This is a genomic window from Kribbella polygonati (assembly GCF_050320105.1).
In the GTDB taxonomy this organism is placed as follows: Bacteria; Actinomycetota; Actinomycetes; order Propionibacteriales; family Kribbellaceae; genus Kribbella.
Genome location: NZ_CP190129.1, coordinates 3624970 through 3638254, shown reverse-complemented (window position 1 = coordinate 3638254; position 13285 = coordinate 3624970). Strand labels below are relative to the sequence as shown.

Annotated in this window: 16 protein-coding genes; 6 read left to right on the top strand and 10 right to left on the bottom strand. The window is 68.4% G+C overall.

What is annotated here, in order from left to right; genetic code table 11:
- The first annotated feature begins 3 nt into the window (after positions 1 to 3).
- Genes ACQHIV_RS17275 through recO form a run of 3 tightly spaced genes read left to right on the top strand, consistent with a single transcriptional unit; the run spans position 4 to position 2588 of the window.
- Positions 4 to 993 (top strand): aldo/keto reductase, encoded by a 990-nt coding sequence (locus tag ACQHIV_RS17275; protein WP_427895506.1) that lies wholly within the window; start codon positions 4 to 6, stop codon positions 991 to 993.
- Positions 990 to 1832, top strand: a complete 843-nt coding sequence (locus tag ACQHIV_RS17270) for an SDR family oxidoreductase (protein ID WP_427895504.1) — start codon at positions 990 to 992, stop codon at positions 1830 to 1832. The genes ACQHIV_RS17275 and ACQHIV_RS17270 overlap by 4 nt, the downstream gene beginning before the upstream one ends.
- A gap of 12 nt (positions 1833 to 1844) precedes the next feature.
- Positions 1845 to 2588 carry a DNA repair protein RecO gene (gene recO / locus ACQHIV_RS17265; protein WP_427895502.1) on the top strand — a complete coding sequence of 248 codons (744 nt, stop codon included), beginning with the start codon at positions 1845 to 1847 and terminating at the stop codon, positions 2586 to 2588.
- Here the strand turns inward: recO and ACQHIV_RS17260 are convergent.
- The 6 genes from ACQHIV_RS17260 to ACQHIV_RS17235 all read right to left on the bottom strand — a co-directional run bounded on the left by ACQHIV_RS17260 (position 2569) and on the right by ACQHIV_RS17235 (position 7259).
- On the bottom strand, positions 2569 to 3300 hold the full coding sequence (locus ACQHIV_RS17260; RefSeq protein ID WP_427895500.1) for a PIN domain-containing protein: 732 nt from the start codon (positions 3298 to 3300) through the stop codon (positions 2569 to 2571). The genes recO and ACQHIV_RS17260 overlap by 20 nt on opposite strands.
- Entirely contained in the window at positions 3297 to 3713 is a 417-nt protein-coding gene (locus tag ACQHIV_RS17255) for a hypothetical protein (RefSeq protein ID WP_427895498.1), read from the bottom strand. The genes ACQHIV_RS17260 and ACQHIV_RS17255 overlap by 4 nt, the downstream gene beginning before the upstream one ends.
- A gap of 128 nt (positions 3714 to 3841) precedes the next feature.
- A complete protein-coding gene (locus ACQHIV_RS17250) occupies positions 3842 to 4831 on the bottom strand; it encodes a hypothetical protein (protein ID WP_427895496.1) in 990 nt (329 codons plus the stop codon).
- Entirely contained in the window at positions 4825 to 5439 is a 615-nt protein-coding gene (locus tag ACQHIV_RS17245) for a hypothetical protein (protein ID WP_427895494.1), read from the bottom strand. Before ACQHIV_RS17245 ends, ACQHIV_RS17250 begins: the two co-directional genes overlap by 7 nt.
- Before the next feature lie 435 nt (positions 5440 to 5874).
- The gene (locus tag ACQHIV_RS17240; RefSeq protein ID WP_427895492.1) at positions 5875 to 6600 is read right to left on the bottom strand and encodes a hypothetical protein; all 726 of its coding nucleotides are present in this window, start codon (positions 6598 to 6600) and stop codon (positions 5875 to 5877) included.
- A gap of 263 nt (positions 6601 to 6863) precedes the next feature.
- On the bottom strand, positions 6864 to 7259 hold the full coding sequence (locus ACQHIV_RS17235; protein ID WP_427895490.1) for a hypothetical protein: 396 nt from the start codon (positions 7257 to 7259) through the stop codon (positions 6864 to 6866).
- A gap of 327 nt (positions 7260 to 7586) precedes the next feature.
- On the opposite strand from ACQHIV_RS17235, the gene ACQHIV_RS17230 reads away from it, so the two are divergent.
- The 3 genes from ACQHIV_RS17230 to ACQHIV_RS17220 are packed head-to-tail and all read left to right on the top strand — an operon-like array spanning position 7587 to position 9613.
- Positions 7587 to 8462 carry an isoprenyl transferase gene (locus tag ACQHIV_RS17230; RefSeq protein ID WP_427895488.1) on the top strand — a complete coding sequence of 292 codons (876 nt, stop codon included), beginning with the start codon at positions 7587 to 7589 and terminating at the stop codon, positions 8460 to 8462.
- A 60-nt stretch (positions 8463 to 8522) separates the two neighbouring features.
- Positions 8523 to 8699: a hypothetical protein gene (locus ACQHIV_RS17225; RefSeq protein WP_427895486.1), complete on the top strand. Its 177-nt coding sequence runs from the start codon at positions 8523 to 8525 to the stop codon at positions 8697 to 8699.
- Positions 8699 to 9613, top strand: coding sequence for a hypothetical protein (locus ACQHIV_RS17220; RefSeq protein ID WP_427895485.1), 915 nt, complete (start codon positions 8699 to 8701; stop codon positions 9611 to 9613). Before ACQHIV_RS17225 ends, ACQHIV_RS17220 begins: the two co-directional genes overlap by 1 nt.
- Before the next feature lie 8 nt (positions 9614 to 9621).
- Here the strand turns inward: ACQHIV_RS17220 and ACQHIV_RS17215 are convergent, their stop codons facing one another.
- The 4 genes from ACQHIV_RS17215 to ACQHIV_RS17200 all read right to left on the bottom strand — a co-directional run bounded on the left by ACQHIV_RS17215 (position 9622) and on the right by ACQHIV_RS17200 (position 13254).
- Entirely contained in the window at positions 9622 to 10263 is a 642-nt protein-coding gene (locus tag ACQHIV_RS17215; RefSeq protein WP_427895483.1) for a response regulator transcription factor, read from the bottom strand.
- Positions 10260 to 11468, bottom strand: coding sequence for a histidine kinase (locus tag ACQHIV_RS17210; RefSeq protein WP_427895481.1), 1209 nt, complete (start codon positions 11466 to 11468; stop codon positions 10260 to 10262). Before ACQHIV_RS17210 ends, ACQHIV_RS17215 begins: the two co-directional genes overlap by 4 nt.
- A 98-nt stretch (positions 11469 to 11566) precedes the next feature.
- Positions 11567 to 12376 carry an ABC transporter permease gene (locus ACQHIV_RS17205; protein ID WP_427895479.1) on the bottom strand — a complete coding sequence of 270 codons (810 nt, stop codon included), beginning with the start codon at positions 12374 to 12376 and terminating at the stop codon, positions 11567 to 11569.
- Positions 12373 to 13254, bottom strand: a complete 882-nt coding sequence (locus tag ACQHIV_RS17200) for an ABC transporter ATP-binding protein (RefSeq protein ID WP_427895477.1) — start codon at positions 13252 to 13254, stop codon at positions 12373 to 12375. The genes ACQHIV_RS17205 and ACQHIV_RS17200 overlap by 4 nt, the downstream gene beginning before the upstream one ends.
- Positions 13255 to 13285 lie beyond the last annotated feature (31 nt).

Sequence of the window (13285 nt, the reverse complement as noted above, 5' to 3'; positions counted from 1 at the left end):
CACATGCGTTCTTCCCAGCTCGGTGACCTGACCGTTTCCAGCCTCGGCCTCGGCTGCATGGGGATGTCCCAGTCGTACGGGGTCCGCCAGGACGACGCCGAGTCGATCGCGACCCTGCACGCCGCCATCGACGCGGGCTGCACGTTCCTCGACACCGCCGACGTGTACGGCGACGGCGCGAACGAGGAACTGGTCGGCCGCGCGCTGGCCGGCCGGCGGGACGAGGTCGTGCTCGCGACCAAGTTCGGGTTCAAGCGCCCGGCGGTCGCGTCCGACGTACCGACGGTCGTCGACGGCTCCCCGGCGTACGCCGTCCAGGCCCTGGACGCGTCGCTGCGCCGGCTGGGCGTCGACCACGTCGACGTGTGGTACCTGCACCGGCGGGACCCGCGGGTTCCGATCGAGGAGACGGTCGGCGCGATGGCGTCGATGGTCGAGGCGGGGAAGGTGCGGTACCTCGGGCTGTCGGAGGTGAACGGCGAGACGGTGCGCGCGGCGCACGCCGTCCATCCGATCAGCGCCGTACAGAGCGAGTGGTCGCTGTGGACGCGCGACCCGGAGACCGTCGTACTGCCGGCGTTGCGGGAGCTCGGGATCGGGTTCGTGCCGTTCAGCCCGCTCGGGCGCGGGTTCCTGACCGGGCAGATCACGTCCGAGGCGGACTTCCCCGCGGACGACATGCGGCGCGGGCTGCCCCGGTTCCAGGGCGAGAACTTCCAGCGGAACCTCGACCTGGTCGCACAGGTGCGGTCGCTGGCGGCGTCGAAGGGCGTCACGCCGAGCCAGCTCGCGCTCGCCTGGTTGCTTGCGCAGGGCAACGACGTGGCGCCGATCCCGGGGACCAAGCGGCGGTCGTACCTGACGGAGAACCTGGGTGCGCTCGAGGTCGAGCTGGGCGCGGACGAGCTGGCCGCGCTGGACGCGACGTTCCCGGCGGACGCGGTGGCCGGGCAACGGTACGGATCCGGTGGGATGGACCTGGTGGGCAAGTGATCGGCATCACCGGCGCGACCGGGCAGCTCGGGTCGCGGATCGTCGCCCGGCTGACCGGCGTACCGCTGCGGCTGATCGTGCGGGACCCGGCGCGGGCGCCCGTACTGCCGGACGTCTCGGTGGCGCAGGCGGCGTACGGCGAGCACGCGGCGCTGTTGTCCGCGCTGGACGGGGTCGACGTACTGATGTTGCTCAGTGCGACGGAGTCGGCGGACCGGGTCGAGTTGCACAAGGCAACGGTCGATGCGGCGGTGGCCGCCGGGGTACGGCGGATCGTGTACACCTCGTTCGCCGGGGCGGCGCCCGGGGCGACGTTCACGTTCGCGCGCGACCACTGGCACACCGAGCAGCACATCAGGGCGTCGGGCGTCGACTTCACGTTCCTGCGGGACAACCTGTACCTCGACTTCGTGCCCGGTTTCGTCGGCGCGGACGGCGTGATCCGCGGGCCGGCCGGCGACGGCCGAACCGCCGCCGTCACCCGCGACGACGTCGCCGCGGTTGCCGCCGCGGTACTCCGCACCGCCGGTGCCTCGCCCGCACCCGACCGGTACTCGGGCGCCACCTACGACCTCACCGGACCTGCGGCGTTCACCCTTGCTGAGGCCGCCGCCCTCCTCTCCGACGCCTGGGGCCGCACGATCCGCTACGAGCCGGAGACCCTCGACGAGGCGTACCGCTCCCGGGAGTCGTACGGCGCCCCCGCCTGGGAGGTGGCCGGCTGGGTCACGTCGTACGCCGCCATCGCCAGCGGCGAACTCGGCCACGTGTCCACGGCGGTCCGGGACATCACCGGAGTCGAACCCACCAGCCTGGAGCAGTATGTCCGTGCTCAATGAGAGACTGGTGGGGTGCCGCTCTACCGGGATCAGGCGATCGTGCTGCGCACCCAGAAGCTGGGTGAAGCGGACCGGATCGCCACGCTGCTGACCCGCGCCAACGGCAAGGTCCGCGCCGTCGCCAAGGGAGTCCGCCGTACGTCGTCCCGCTTCGGCGCCCGGCTGGAACCGTTCAGCTACGTCGACCTGCAACTCGCCACCGGCCGCACCCTCGACGTCGTCACCCAGGCCGAGTCGATCGCGGCGTACGGCGAAGGCATCGTCAACGACTACGCCCGCTACACCGCCGGCACCGTACTCCTCGAGACCGCCGACCGCCTGGTAGTGGAAGAGAAGGAACCCGCCCTCCAGCACCACCTGCTCCTGGCCGGCGCCCTCCGAGTCCTCTCCACCGGCGAACGCGAACCGGCCCTGGTCCTCGACTCGTTCCTCCTGCGATCCCTCTCGATCTCCGGCTACGCCCCGTCCTTCGACGACTGCGCCCGCTGCGGCGAACCAGGCCCCCACCGAGCCTTCAACCCCGCCGCCGGCGGCATGGTCTGCACCACCTGCCGCCCCCCGGCCTCAGCCATGCCCTCCCAATCCACCGTCACCCACCTCACCGCCCTCCTCACCGGCGACTGGCCCACCGCCCTCCAGGCCGACCCCCGAACCCGCCGAGAATCCACCGGCCTGATAGCCGCCTTCTTCACCTACCACCAAGAAAACCAACTCCGCTCCCTACCCCACCTGGACCTCACCACAGGCAGCAGTTGACCCGCCTCCTCCACAGGTGTGAGTTGGTGAGCCGGGTGCCATGCGAGCCCCGGCTCAGGTCTCCTGCTCGGCGCCCTTCGCCTTCTCGGCCGCCGTCGACCCTCCGGCCTTGCGCGCCTCGGGAGTCGTCGACGGAGCCTGCGGTGAAGCCGGCGGAGCCACCCCGTCGTACGCGGCGTGCGGCGCGGACCCTCGCTGATCCGGAGCCAGCATCGGCGAGCTCCCGCGCTGCTCGGGCGGAACCACACTGTTCAGCTTTCGAGCGAACCCTCGAAGCTCCTGCCCATCCGCCATCGTGTCGGTTCAGATTCTCGACACGCATCGCGTTCGGACCGGACGTCGGCGGGGAGAAGTCCTTCAGATTGTCGGTGACCAACACCGCCGACTGACTGTGCACGGCCCCTGCCAGCACGTGCTGGTCCTTGGGATCAGCCTGCATCTGATCCTGCAGTTCCCGGGGAGGTTCCTCGACCATGGCATCCGGGAAGGCTTTGTTCATCGTTCGGATACGACGGTCGATGTCCGCCTCGGGCAGCCCTGGCGGCCGGTTCCGACGCATTTCGTCGATCACCTTCTGCGTCCATCGCGGCTCGTAGACACCTTCGGCGGCCAGAGAGAGCAGGACATCGGTTGTCTGCTGGCCGCGGATAACGTTCGCGTCCAGGAAGGCGCGCTCTGCCCGCGCGTTCTCAGGTCCCCCGGCCTCGATCACGATGACCGACCGTCATCGTCGCGTTCTTCGGCCCAGTACTCGTCGAGCACGGCGCGCCGGTTTGCTCGTTGTTGGTTGTCCCAGTTCATGACATCAGCCAGCTGCACCCAGTCGACGTACTCTGTCGATCGGAACGGAATCTCGCCTGCGCCGACATGCTTGCGCAGGACGTCGCGCGCGATTGCGAGAGCGTCCGCCGCCTCATCGATGGGCAGCTCGGTCCGCAGCGGGCTGACCTTGACCGCGCGTCCGGCCCGCAGGGCCTCGAGCACATGCTGCAGCACCCGGTACACCGCCGGCGGAATATCCTGGCGTACGCCGTCCGGCCCGATGACCGCAGGCCCTCCCGGGGTGATCCGCCGGTCCTGATCCTCGAGCAGGTAGATCCGAGCGTCCGTCGTAGGCTGAAACATGTCGTAAACGCTAGTCACTCGCAGTGCCTCCCACATCTCGACGCTGTGGATAACTCAGCGGACTTGCTTCTGCACGCCGCGACTGACGAGGTGCGATACAGGAGTGCGGACTGCGGTTTTGCGGCGAATCAGCAGCCACCCGCCGAAGATGCAGTCGCGCCGGCACCATTCGGATCGACGAGCACCGGCACAGCTTCCCCGATGCGCAGTTGCGTTGTGGCCTGCTGCGTCATACCGATCTGGCCGGGGTCGCCGAGTGTGCTCTTCCAGGTGATGTCCCACTGAGCAACCGCAGTCACCGGATACTTGCAATGCGGGAGCTTGCGCGAAGTCGTCACATACCGATGCCCACAGGTTGGCGACGCCTTCGTGCCCATCGCCTTGCTGTATGGCGTCCCGGGCCCTTCGCACCGCACTGTCTTGCCGTCGCCCATCGACCAGTTGATCGCCTTGACCTCCGCGGTCGCGGTAACGGACAGCCCTGGCACACTCGCCCTGCGAACGATCGGGCCCCAGGTGTTCTCGCTCTTGGTGACCCACATCCAGACCGGCATGTTGACCAAACCGATCTGGTTGGTGTTGGGAGCAGTTCTGATCACTGGCGGTGCGAGGTGCATGTCCGCGATCGCCTCGTGCACGAGGGTCAGTGGATCGACGACGACGGTTGGCTTGCCAGGCAGCCACACCCATTTCGTGACGATGTGCTTGCCCTTGTCATAGCCCTGCTCGCGTACGCACGCCCACAGGCTGCCGTCGGTGTGTCCCTGCCAGCGATAGTCGCTGAAGGGAGGCTGAGGCTCTTCACGTCGCATGTAGCACTGCTCGCTGTTCGACCATTCGCCCAGCACGGAGGAGCAGGCCTGCGGCCCGCCGCCAGGCAGATGGCAAACTCGTCGCCCGACTTGCCGCGGCTTGTCTCCGGGCTTACCTGTCCCGGGCTTGTGGGTAGACGATCTGAGAAACCAGTCACAGTAGTGCACTGCCTTGATGCATTTCCAAACATAACCCGGGCCGGGTGGAGGTTTGCGCGGTTGGTCGGCGGCCGCGAACTGCGGGCAGGTTGTCAATGCGAGGAAGATTGTCATCGCCGCAGCAAACTCGCGGATGCCCTTCAACATGCGCCGAGTTCCTGCTCTGCAATTAACCACCAGCGCTTCTCGCCGGTCGCCGATGGAGCGTAGACCACGCGGGACGAAACCTTTTGGCGTTTGCTCCCTTCGGCGCCGGCAGTCACCGGTTTATTGTCGGCCTGGGACCGGATGACGACTGCCGAAGTGTCGATGCAGTTGATCAATCGCACCTCGGGCTGCTCCAGTTTGAGGTTTACGGACGATACCTGCAGACTGGTGATCTTCGTACGGCCGGATGCGTACCATCCGGAATCCTGAAAATCGAGGATGTCTTCCAGGACGGTCGTGATCCAGGCGCCCCCGTTACCGGCGTTCTCAAGCTTGGTTCGATCTGCTTTGGTCGGTGCTGCCAGGGCGGCGTCGATCGCGGCGCGAGCGGTCGAGTACTGCTTCTTGGCGGCAGCTATGGCGGTCTGCTGTTCGGCCGTCCATTGCGGTGCCGAGGGCGTGGGTGACGGTGTGGCGCTGGGCGTCGCCGAGGTTGTGATGGGTGGGCTTGTGTTGGGCCGGCCGGCTTCGGGGGAGCCGGTGCAGGCGGTCAGCAGGGTGAGGGTGCTGAGCGTGACGGCGGCTACGAGTAGCGGTCGGCGGGGCATGGGGTGCGGCTCCGATCGTGGAGGGGTGGTGGGTTAAGGGTTGCATACGGAGGGTGTTCGGGGAGTGGGGTTGTCCACAGGTTGCAGGTTGCTGCAGGTGGGTCGGTCGCGCGTGACGTTTGCCGAGGGCAAGCTCAAGCGGCCGGATCAGCGAGCGGACGCTTCTCCGCCCCACCAATCGACTTCCGCGCCTTTGGCGTCGTAGCCGGAGGTTCGGTGCTCCCTAAGCACCTTTCGAGTGCCGTGTACTTCGTGTCCCGCGCCGGTTCGCCGTCAGCATCGGCGACGTCCTCCGCTGGTGTTCCGGTGCGGCGGTGTTCAACTTCTGCGCCAACGCACGAAGCTCCTGCTCTCGATCAAGGCCGTCACCGTCCGCGATCGAGTGTCGCGTTCAGACCCTTGCACCCCGCCCCGGAAGCTGAAGCTCCACGGTCATCAACAGCCCGAGCCCGCGCTGTCCTGCCCACCCGCAGGGTCGACGAGCACCGGGACTGCTTCGCCGATGCGTAGTTGTGTCGCGGCTTGCTGGGTCATGTTGATCTGGCCGGTGTCGCCGAGTGTGCTTTGCCAGGTGATGTCCCACTGCGCGACCGCCGTCACGGGATACTTACAGTTCGGGAGTTTGTGAGAAGTCTTCGCATACCGATGCCCGCAGGTCGGGGATGCCTTCGTGCCCATTGCCTTGCTGTACGGCGTGCCGGGTCCTTCGCATCGCACTGTCTTGCCGTCGCCCATCGACCAGTTGATCGCCTTGACCTGCGCGGTCGCGGTAACGGACAGCCCTGGCACACTCGCCCTGCGAACGATCGGGCCCCAGGTGTTCTCGCTCTTGGTGACCCACATCCAGACCGGCATGTTCACGAGGCCGATCTGGCCTGCACCAGGGGCGGTTTTGATCTGTGGCGGCTCGAGATTCATTTCGGCAATCGCCTCGTACGCGAGCGTCACCGGGTCGATGACGACGGTGTCCGGCCGGCCGGGCAGCCACACCCACTCGGTCACGATGTGCCGGCCTTGGTCGTAGCCCTGTTCGCGGGTACATGCCCAGACGGTTCCGCCCGTGTGTCCCTGCCATCGGTAATCATCAGGCGGCGGTTGAGGTGTCTCCCGTTTCATGTAGCACTGGTGGCTATTGGACCAGGCCCCGAGTTCTGGATCCACGCATGGCACCAACCCGCCGTGGAACTTGCATTCGACGGCAGTCGTTTTGCCGTGCGTTCCGGGCGTTCCAGGCACAGTCGGCGTGGCTGTTGTGGTCTTCTGGCCGACAAGTTTCCACTGGCAGAAGTTGCCAATGCATATCCACTTGTAGCCCGGTCCAGGTGAAGGGGTATCTGGTGCCCGCCATCCGATGGCAGCGCCTGTGCACAGAAGTACGCTGAGCAGCGATACCGCCGCGACGAGCAAACCGGGTCTGGCCTGCCTCAGCACGGTCCCTTGTCCTTGTCGGAGATGAGAAACCATCGCTGCTGATTACCTGTGTCCGGAGCAAAGCGCAGTTGGGAGCTGACTTGCCGGCGGGTTCCATCGCCGGCCCCCGACGGCACCGGCTTGTCGTTGCTCTTGAATCTCATGACCTGCTTTGAACTGTCGAGACAGTTCAGGAGGACGACTTCCGGTTGTGCCTGCTTCAGCTTTACGGAGACCACCGTTGTTTTTGCGATCTGTACATTCCCCGTCACGTACAACTCGTTGCTCACCAACGTTCGCGCCTGCTCGATGATCGTGATGATCCATTCGCCGCTCAGGCCGGCCTTCTCGAGCGCCGGTCGATTCAGCGCCGCCGGATTCCTGAAGGTCTGGTCGATGGCGGCGGTCACGACGGCATACCGGGCTTTGGCGGCCGTGATGGCGGCTTGTTCTTCAGCGGTCCAGGTTGGTGTTGACGGGGCCGTGGGGGTGGGGGTGGTCGTGCTCGACGTGGGGGTCGTGTTCGGGTGGCCGGCTTCGGGGGAGCCCTGGCACGCGGTTAGCGCTGGGAGGGCGCAGAGGGCGGCGGTGGTGAGGAGGGAGGCCGGTCGGCGGGGCATGGGGTGGGGCTCCGATCGTGGGGGTGGGTTAAGGGTTGCATACGGAGGGTGTTCGGGAAGGGGGTTATCCACAGGTTGCAGGTTGTTGCAGGGGGTGGGGGTGGGAGACTGCGGGATATGTCGCCTATTGGTCGTCGTCGGGGTCGTGGGTCGGGGAATCGGGGGGCCGGGGGGCTCGGGGAGCGGGGGGAGAAGGTTGTGGTGGCGCCTGAGGCGCATCCTTCGGGGGCTCGGGTGCCGGTGGTGCCGAAGGAGTTGGTGCCTCGGCATGTGGCGATCGTGATGGACGGGAACGGGCGGTGGGCCAAGCAGCGGGGGCTGGCGCGGACCGAGGGGCATCGGGCGGGGGAGGCTTCGTTACTGGATGTGATCAAGGGCGGGATCGAGATCGGGGTGAAGTACATCTCGGCGTACGCGTTCTCGACCGAGAACTGGGCGCGGTCGCCGGAGGAGGTCCGGTTCCTGATGGGGTTCAACCGGGAGGTCATCCACCGGCGGCGGGACGAGCTGGACGCGATGGGGGTGCGGGTGGTGTGGTCGGGGCGCCGGCCGCGGTTGTGGAAGAGCGTGATCGACGAGCTCGAGTACGCGCAGGAGCGGACCAAGGACAACGACACGATCACGCTGCAGTTCTGTGTGAACTACGGCGGCCGGGCGGAGATCGCGGACGCGATGCGGTCGATCGCCCGTGACGTTGCCGTCGGCAAGCTGAAGCCGGACCGGATCACCGAGCAGACGATCGCCCGGCACCTGTACGCGCCGGACATCCCCGAGGTCGACCTGTTCGTGCGGTCGTCGGGGGAGCAGCGGACCAGCAACTTCCTGGTGTGGCAGCTGGCGTACGCCGAGATGGTGTTCCTGGACACGCTCTGGCCGGACTTCGACCGGCGGGACCTGTGGCGGGCGATCGAGATCTACGCGCAGCGCGACCGGCGGTACGGCGGCGCCGTACCGAACGAGGTGGGCGCGCCGGCTGAGGGTCCTCTCAGCTGACCCCGGTACGGAACGGAATTCGACCCCGCGGCGTCTAGTCTCGTTGCAGATGTCAACGACATGAACGGGAGACAGAGCGTGCAGGACCAGCCGACGGACGAGACCCCGCAGCAGATCGTCGAGCGGGAGCTACAGGCCGCGCAGGAGCAGGTCCGGAGAGTGGCCGCGGAGCTGCGCGCCGGTCTGGCCGAGGACGACCGCCTGGCGGCGGAGGAACGGGCGAAGGGCGAGCACTGATGGCGAACGAACGGGACATCGCGACCCTGACCGACCGGGTCGCGCAGGCAATGAGCCGGGCCCGCGCGACCCTCGACCGGGTGGCCGACGACCTGCAGGACAGGAACTACGGTCGCCTGCTGGACCGGCGGCTGGAGGACGTCGGCACGCTGCGCGCCGACGGCGGCCGGGTCCAGCAGGCCGAGGCCGAGGCCGAGGCGCAGGGCCGGATCGCGTCCAGGACCCAGGACCGCGGCGACATGACCCGCTGGCAGGAGGCCGACGACCAGGTCAAGCGGTCGTTCGGTACGGCGCAGCAGGACGCCGGCGATCTGGGGTCGCGGATCGGTGCCGCGCAGCGTGAGCTGACCGTCTTCCACGAGGACCTGGCCGGGAGCTCCGCGGGTCTCGATCAGGCGCTGCGGGATGTGGACACGCTCGAACAGTTCCCGGAGTACGGCAGGTCCGAGACGTCGGAAGGGCTGCGGGCCAGGCTGACCCACCTCAAGAACCTCACCACCCAGACGGACGCCGGCCTGAAGACGGCGTACGACCGGCTGGACACCGCCCGGCAGACGGCGTTCCGGTTCGAGCAGACGTCGCTGCAGGTCGGTGGCGGGCAGCATTCGGCCGCGGTACGGGACGTCGGGAACTCGCTGACGGCCGACATCGGCGGGGCGCGCGAGGGGCTGGTCGACGTGCGCGAGGGCATCGACCGGAGGATGGTCGATGTCAACGGCGCGGCGCAGTACGGCATCGACGAGGCGAACCGGACGGCCGAGCTGGCGAACGCGGTCCGGGCCGGGACGAACCCGACGACCGAGGCGGAGCAGGCCGGCGATCAGGCGGCGCAGCAGCCGGACGGTGCGCAGGACCCGCGGATCCGGTTCATGCAGGGTCACACCCAGGGATCGGCACCCGGCCGCGGCGAGTAGGCCGCGGGTCAGCGGCCGGGGGACGGGAGCAGGCCGCGTTCGATGGCGACGGTGACCGCGCGGGTGCGGTCGTCGACGTCCAGTTTGGCGAAGAGGCGTTGGAGGTGGGTCTTCACCGTTGCTTCGCCGATGAACAGTTCGCGGCCGATCTCGGCGTTGCTGAGCCCCCGCGCCACCGCGGCGAGTACTTCGAGTTCGCGGGGTGACGGTTGTGCCGCCGCGGGCGCGGCCGGTGTACGGAGGCGGGACATCAGCCGGGCGGCGACCGGTGGCGCGAGGACCGTTTCGCCGCGGGCGGCGGCGCGGATGCCGTTCAGGAGTTCGGCGTGCGGGGTGTCCTTGAGCAGGTACCCGGCGGCGCCCGCCTCGACCGCGTGCAGGATGTCGGTGTCGGTGTCGTACGTCGTCAGCACCAGCACCCGGGTCGACGGGTACGTGGACACGATCGCCCCGGTCGCGGCGACCCCGTCCATCCGGGGCATCCGCAGGTCCATCAGTACGACGTCGGGCGCGGTCGACGCGACCAGCGCCAGCGCCTCGGAACCGTCGCCGGCCTCGCCGACCACCGTGATGTCCTCGGTCACCGACAACATGCCGGACAGCCCGGACCGCACCACGGGGTGGTCGTCGACCACCAGAACCCGGATCACACATCCTCCTGCACTGCTGGGATCAGCACCTGTACGCGCGTCCCGTGCCCGGGAGCGCTGTCGATCTGGACCGTACCGCCCGATTCCTCGACCCGCCCGCGCATCGCGTTCAGGCCGAAGCCGGTCGAGGCCACGCCGGGGGAGAACCCGGATCCGTCGTCGCGGATCTCGATCCAGACGCCGCCGTCCGACAGCCCGAGCGTGATCAGCACCTGCGTCGCGGCCGCGTGCTTGCGGACGTTGGCCAGCGCCTCCTGCGCCGACCGCAACAGCACCACCTGCTGCGCCTGCGGCAGCGCCGCCACCTCGTCGTCCGGCAGGTCGAGCGAGACCCGTACGTCGACCCCGGTCTCGGCGGCGAACCGCTCCGCCTGCCGCCGCAGTACCTCGGTCAAGGTCGCCTCCGACAACGCGACCGGGGTGAACGCGGCCACCAGCGCCCGCGCCTCGGCGAGGTTCTCCCGGGCGGTGTCCTCGATCGCCGCCAGCCGGGCCGCAACACTCGCGCCGCCCTGGGAAAGCTCGGCGGCGGCGGCCTGGGTCAGCATCACGATCGAGGTCATGCCCTGCGCGAGCGTGTCGTGGATCTCCCGCGCCATCCGCTCCCGCTCGGCCATCACGCCGGCGCTGTGGTGCGCCTCGGCGAGTTCGTCGCGGGCGGACTCGAGCTGCTCGATCAGCTCCGCGCGCTGCTGGCTCTGCGTGATCACCTTCTCGATCCAGATCCCGAACAGCAGGCTGACCACCAGGCTGACCAGCATCCAGGGCAGGATCTCCCAGAACGCGGTCCAGCCCCACCCCGCGCTCCACAGCTGCGCCGTGCCGACCGCGAGCACCAGCAGCACGCTCAGCCCGATGCCTTCGCGCAGGTCCTCGCAGAGCAGCCAGATCTGCGCGGACGCGATGAACATCAGAAACACCGACTGCGGGTAGATCCCGATCAGCGTCGCGAGGCAGGCGATCAGCACCAGCCGGTACGTGTACGACGGGAGCCGCCGCCGGGATCGGATCGCCGGCAGGCCGATGAACTGGTACGCCGACCCGAGGACCAGGACCGTACCGACGTAGACCGCCTGGCGAGCGGTGCCGAGGTGACCGAGGAACGACAGCCCGAGCGTCATCCCGAGCAGCACCCAGAACACGATGTGCCAGCCGGCCAGCGTCCGGGTCCAGATCGGCTGCCCGGCGCCGCGTGAGTTCTGCACGGACCCTATCTTCCTCCACACGAGGATCCACAGCCGCGGCCCGCTCCAAACCGGCGTAGCGGGCTCCTCGGCAGCACGCCGCGCGGGGAGCCCGTCCATCAGCCGGCGTCCCGCCGGGTCCAGCGGAACAGCCGCTGGGCGAGGAAGAGGCCGACGACCAGCCAGACCGTGAGTACGATCGCGCCGGTGCCGAGCTGCCAGGACCCGCCCGGCTCGTGCACCTGGAAGCCGTCGGGGAGGAACACCGACCGCATGCCCTGCGCGAGCCACTTCAGCGGGAAGAACTCCGCGACCGTCCGCATCCAGGCGGGCAGGCTGCTGTAGACGAAGTACACGCCGGAGATGAACTGCAGCAGCAGGACCACCGGGGTGACGACGGCGGACGCGGCCCGGCCGGACTTCGGTACGACGGAGAACGCGATCCCGAGGACCGACCCGGACGCCGTACCGAGGACGAAGATCCACAGGAAGTTCAGCCACTTGGCCGGCGAGGTGGGGATGTCGACGCCGAGCGCGAGGCCGGCGATCGCGAGCAGCAGCGCGAACTGCAGGATCGAGGTGATCAGGACCATGCCGATCTTGCCGATGAAGTACGACTGCGGCGACATCGGCGTACCACGGAGCCGCTTCAGCACGTCCTGGTCGCGCTCGATCGCGATCGCGATGGCGAGCGACTGGAAGCTGGTCAGGAAGATGCCGGAGGCAATCATCCCCGGAGTGAAGTAGGTCGCGGCGGTGACCCCGCCGGAGAAGTCGGTGCCGCTGAACACGGCGGAGAAGATGCCCAGGAAGATGATCGGGAAGAAGAACGTGAAGATCAGCTGCTCACGTTCGCGGAAGAACTCCTTCACCTCGATCCCGGTGCGGGACAGCCCGACCTTCAAGGGCGAGGGGAGTACGGCGCTCACTTCGAGGCTCCTTCCAGTACCGGGGCGGTGGTGACCGACCCGATCAGTTCCAGGTAGATGTCTTCCAGGCTCGGCCGGCGGACTTCCAGCTCCGGTACCTCCGCACCGCCGTACTCCGCCATCAGCCGCGCGACCTCGGCGGTCGGATGGTCCGTGCGTACTTCGTGCTGGCCGTCCGCGGCGAGCCAGGAGACGCGCGCGGTGCGGGCGCCGCGGCCGCCGAGGGTCTCCGGCGTCGCGACCTCGATCATCTTGCCGTCGGCGATCACGCCGACCCGGTCGGCCAGGTGTTCGGCCTCGTCCAGGTAGTGGGTGGTGAGCAGGATCGTGGTGCCCTCGGTGCGGAGCTCCTCGATCAGGGTCCAGAACTGCCGGCGCGCCTCCGGGTCGAACCCGGTGGTCGGCTCGTCCAGGAACAGCAGTTCCGGGTTGCCGATCACGCCGAGCGCGACGTCCAGCCGGCGGCGCTGGCCGCCGGACAGGCTGCGGACCCGGGCCTTGCGCTTCTCCTCCAGGCCGACCGCGGCGATCACCTGGTCGGGGTCGCGCGGGTTCGGGTAGTAGCCGGCGAAGTGCGTGACCATCTCGGCGACCGACAGCACGGCCTCGTCCCGGGTGGTCTGGGCGACGATCCCGATCCGGGACCGCCAGACCCGGTCGGCGTGCGCCGGGTCCGAGCCGAGTACGTCGATCTGTCCCTCGTCGGCGTGGCGATACCCCTCCAGAATCTCCACGGTGGTCGTCTTACCGGCCCCGTTCGGGCCGAGCAGGGCGAAGACCTCGCCCCGGTGGATGTCCAGATCGACACCGTCGACCGCGACCTTGTCCGGATACCGCTTGACCAGGCCGCGCACCCTCACTGCGTTGTCGTTCTCCATGCCTCAACTCTCCCGCCGGACCCGGGGTCGC

Excerpts from the sequence above, each read along its gene's own strand:
- ACQHIV_RS17275 (WP_427895506.1), top strand. The coding sequence starts at position 4 with ATGCGTTCTTCCCAGCTCGGTGACCTGACCGTTTCCAGCCTCGGCCTC.
- ACQHIV_RS17255 (WP_427895498.1), bottom strand. The coding sequence starts at position 3,713 with ATGTTTCAGCCTACGACGGACGCTCGGATCTACCTGCTCGAGGATCAG.
- ACQHIV_RS17250 (WP_427895496.1), bottom strand. The coding sequence starts at position 4,831 with ATGTTGAAGGGCATCCGCGAGTTTGCTGCGGCGATGACAATCTTCCTC.
- ACQHIV_RS17245 (WP_427895494.1), bottom strand. The coding sequence starts at position 5,439 with ATGCCCCGCCGACCGCTACTCGTAGCCGCCGTCACGCTCAGCACCCTC.
- ACQHIV_RS17230 (WP_427895488.1), top strand. The coding sequence starts at position 7,587 with ATGTCGCCTATTGGTCGTCGTCGGGGTCGTGGGTCGGGGAATCGGGGG.
- ACQHIV_RS17225 (WP_427895486.1), top strand. The coding sequence starts at position 8,523 with ATGAACGGGAGACAGAGCGTGCAGGACCAGCCGACGGACGAGACCCCG.
- ACQHIV_RS17220 (WP_427895485.1), top strand. The coding sequence starts at position 8,699 with ATGGCGAACGAACGGGACATCGCGACCCTGACCGACCGGGTCGCGCAG.
- ACQHIV_RS17200 (WP_427895477.1), bottom strand. The coding sequence starts at position 13,254 with ATGGAGAACGACAACGCAGTGAGGGTGCGCGGCCTGGTCAAGCGGTAT.